This is a genomic window from Hyunsoonleella jejuensis (genome assembly GCF_900111025.1).
GTDB classification, from domain to species: domain Bacteria; phylum Bacteroidota; class Bacteroidia; order Flavobacteriales; family Flavobacteriaceae; genus Jejuia; species Jejuia jejuensis.
In genome coordinates, this window is record NZ_FOFN01000008.1 from 1 (window position 1) to 2,500 (window position 2,500).

At 48.6% G+C, this 2,500-nt stretch carries 1 protein-coding gene, 1 tRNA gene and 1 rRNA gene; all 3 read left to right on the forward strand.

Features of this window, described 5'->3' with window-relative positions:
* Positions 1-306 precede the first annotated feature (306 nt).
* Positions 307-558 carry a hypothetical protein gene (locus BMY39_RS14920; RefSeq protein ID WP_092581136.1) on the forward strand — a complete coding sequence of 84 codons (252 nt, stop codon included), beginning with the start codon at positions 307-309 and terminating at the stop codon, positions 556-558.
* 173 nt (positions 559-731) lie between these two features.
* Positions 732-2,253, forward strand: a 16S ribosomal RNA gene (locus BMY39_RS14925).
* Positions 2,254-2,394: 141 nt separating this feature from the next.
* Positions 2,395-2,468: transfer RNA gene (locus BMY39_RS14930), tRNA-Ile, on the forward strand.
* The last annotated feature ends 32 nt before the right edge of the window (positions 2,469-2,500 follow it).

Genomic DNA, 2,500 nt, shown 5'->3' on the forward strand with positions numbered 1-2,500 from the left:
GGGCGTTCCCCCTCCTTGGTTTCGGGGTCGGGCTCTCCGCTATATCTTTCTGCGCAGCGTTCCAGTTTTTTTTTGTGGTCCCCGCCGTTCGGGAGCTGTTTTTTCAGGGACAAAGGCACTTGGCCTTTGGGGCTGCGCAAAAAGGATGCCGCTGCGATCCCTAACGCGGGAGCGGTTTGCCGAAGGCTATGCCGAGGCAGGGTTTTTGGTGGCCTTGGCGGGCCGTTTTCATTCCGGGGAAAGGTACCAATGGGCAAGATCTCCCCGTCGCGGGCATTTTTTTTAAATGATAAATAGCTGTAAACAATGGAGTTATGGAAGGTGCCGAAAAAAGTGCAAAAAAAAGACAAAAAAGCCATTGCGGGATTAAAAATAGGTACTATGTTTGCACCCGCAAAAACGGGGAACCCTGTTTGTGCGGAAGTTCATCCACGTTGGTATTTATTGGTTTCGGATTTTGGAAAAAAAATATTTTTCAAAAAAAAATCAAAAAGTATTGTGGGGATAAAAAAAGGGTTTTATATTTGCACCCGCTTTGGGAGGAAAGTCCCGGAGTAAAGAGAAAAAAAGTTCATAGACATATTGAATTGACAGCGTAAGATCGGATCTGGAAACGGGTTCGGTCAACAAAGAGAATAGACCATTTTGAGTACTAGAGATTCTAAATTAGTTGTTAAGAAGAGCAAACAGCAGGCGGCCAATGGCCAAAAGCTAAAGGCTCGAATAAATTAACGATGAAGAGTTTGATCCTGGCTCAGGATGAACGCTAGCGGCAGGCCTAACACATGCAAGTCGAGGGGTAACAGGGAGGAGCTTGCTCCTTTGCTGACGACCGGCGCACGGGTGCGTAACGCGTATACAATCTGCCTTGTACTGGGGTATAGCCTTTAGAAATGAAGATTAACACCCCATAACGTACAGAGCCCGCATGGGTTCTATATTAAAGGTTACGGTACAAGATGAGTATGCGTCCTATTAGTTAGTTGGTGCGGTAACGGCGCACCAAGACAGCGATAGGTAGGGGCCCTGAGAGGGGGATCCCCCACACTGGTACTGAGACACGGACCAGACTCCTACGGGAGGCAGCAGTGAGGAATATTGGACAATGGAGGGAACTCTGATCCAGCCATGCCGCGTGCAGGAAGACTGCCCTATGGGTTGTAAACTGCTTTTATACGGGAAGAAACACCGCTACGTGTAGCGGCTTGACGGTACCGTAAGAATAAGGATCGGCTAACTCCGTGCCAGCAGCCGCGGTAATACGGAGGATCCAAGCGTTATCCGGAATCATTGGGTTTAAAGGGTCCGTAGGTGGACTGGTCAGTCAGAGGTGAAATCCTGCAGCTTAACTGTAGAACTGCCTTTGATACTGCTAGTCTTGAATCATTGTGAAGTGGTTAGAATATGTAGTGTAGCGGTGAAATGCATAGATATTACATAGAATACCAATTGCGAAGGCAGATCACTAACAATGTATTGACACTGATGGACGAAAGCGTAGGTAGCGAACGGGATTAGATACCCCGGTAGTCTACGCCGTAAACGATGGATACTAGCTGTCCGGCTTCGGCTGGGTGGCTAAGCGAAAGTGATAAGTATCCCACCTGGGGAGTACGTTCGCAAGAATGAAACTCAAAGGAATTGACGGGGGCCCGCACAAGCGGTGGAGCATGTGGTTTAATTCGATGATACGCGAGGAACCTTACCAGGGCTTAAATGTAGAGTGACAGGCTGAGAGATCGGCTTTTCTTCGGACACTTTACAAGGTGCTGCATGGTTGTCGTCAGCTCGTGCCGTGAGGTGTCAGGTTAAGTCCTATAACGAGCGCAACCCCTGTTGTTAGTTGCCAGCATGTAAAGATGGGAACTCTAGCAAGACTGCCGGTGCAAACCGCGAGGAAGGTGGGGATGACGTCAAATCATCACGGCCCTTACGTCCTGGGCTACACACGTGCTACAATGGTAGGGACAGAGAGCAGCCACTGGGCGACCAGGAGCGAATCTATAAACCCTATCACAGTTCGGATCGGAGTCTGCAACTCGACTCCGTGAAGCTGGAATCGCTAGTAATCGGATATCAGCCATGATCCGGTGAATACGTTCCCGGGCCTTGTACACACCGCCCGTCAAGCCATGGAAGCTGGGAGTGCCTGAAGTCCGTCACCGCAAGGAGCGGCCTAGGGTAAAATCGGTAACTAGGGCTAAGTCGTAACAAGGTAGCCGTACCGGAAGGTGCGGCTGGAACACCTCCTTTCTAGAGAAAGACGACTGGTTAAGTATCAAAACTATTACGATAAATAGTTTATTCTCATTGCTGTTAATTTAAGATAATAAGTCACCAGAAAACGGTGGTCAGTAACATATTACTGAAGACTGAAAACTGAAGACTATAAATAGTCTCATAGCTCAGCTGGTTAGAGCGCTACACTGATAATGTAGAGGTCGGCAGTTCGAGTCTGCCTGAGACTACAAGCTAAGGTTGGTTTGATTGTATATCGGGC

What these genes read in the sequence shown, in the direction of transcription:
- BMY39_RS14920 (WP_092581136.1), top strand. Translation starts at nt 307, where the DNA reads ATGGAGTTATGGAAGGTGCCGAAAAAAGTGCAAAAAAAAGACAAAAAA.